The organism is Carboxylicivirga marina, from assembly GCF_016612505.1.
Lineage (GTDB): Bacteria > Bacteroidota > Bacteroidia > Bacteroidales > Marinilabiliaceae > Carboxylicivirga > Carboxylicivirga marina.
Genome location: NZ_JAENRR010000156.1, coordinates 1 through 950, shown reverse-complemented (window position 1 = coordinate 950; position 950 = coordinate 1). Strand labels below are relative to the sequence as shown.

1 protein-coding gene is annotated in these 950 nt (G+C 42.2%); it reads right to left on the bottom strand.

Going from position 1 to position 950, the window contains the following annotated elements; translation table 11 throughout:
• A partial coding sequence (locus tag JIV24_RS22185; RefSeq protein ID WP_200467275.1) for a hypothetical protein occupies nucleotides 1–950 on the bottom strand: 950 nt, incomplete at both ends.

Sequence of the window (950 nt, the reverse complement as noted above, 5' to 3'; positions counted from 1 at the left end):
TTACTGGTGCTGTAATGCAATTGAACCAAACTACTGTCCCTGCTTTCACCCCGGAAAGTAATCGTATTGACCTCGCTGCTGCCTTTTATTTCATAGAGCTTAATCTGCTCGTCGTAAACACCATCGCGTACTTCAAAGATGACAGGGCAGGTAATACCCGCGTTATTTAAAGCAATAGCGGCATCTGTAAAGTTGGTAAAGTCAGGCTCAGCTCCCCCAATGGTATAAATTCCGCACATGGGCGTAGCCAAATCAAAGGCCTTGGTTGTATCGTTATACTGATTGCAATCCAATCCACCATTGGGACTCTCTGTCCAGGCTTTTAACTTGTAACTTTCTCCCCCTGCAAATGTATAGGTACCAACACTCACCAATTCATTGGCTTTGTAGGCTAAAGAACCTGACCAACTAAAGGATTCTTGGGCCACACCATTAACTTCCCAATGGATAATGACACTGCTCAGGGGATTCGTCCCCTGATTTTGCAACTCAACTTTTATAGTCTGACTGCCAACAGATAAAGGATTAACCAGTCCAACAAATTCATTGACCCCGGCATCTTGTGCGCAGGGCGTATATTCCATTGCCCCAAAGTCAGGTGTTGTTTCCCGTGTAGTTAAATCAATATCTGTTGTAATGCCGGTACCGGATTGTGCTGCATCATTTAACAATACCTGATTGGCTTGAAGCAAGGAGTCGGATGTGTAGAATGGATTTTTTGCCAGACTATTGGCTTCTTGCCCAATGGCTGTTTGAAAACTATTAATGTCGGTATAGTCAATACCTCCTATACGCACCAGTTTTTGTTTAGTGCTGTAATAATTATTGTAATCATAAACACCGTTCAAAGTTTCTTTAAATACAGAAGCATAACCTCCACCATTATTGGCAAAAATATTATTCTTAACCGTGTAGTTACTACCTCCCAATACTTCCAGACCAACACCATT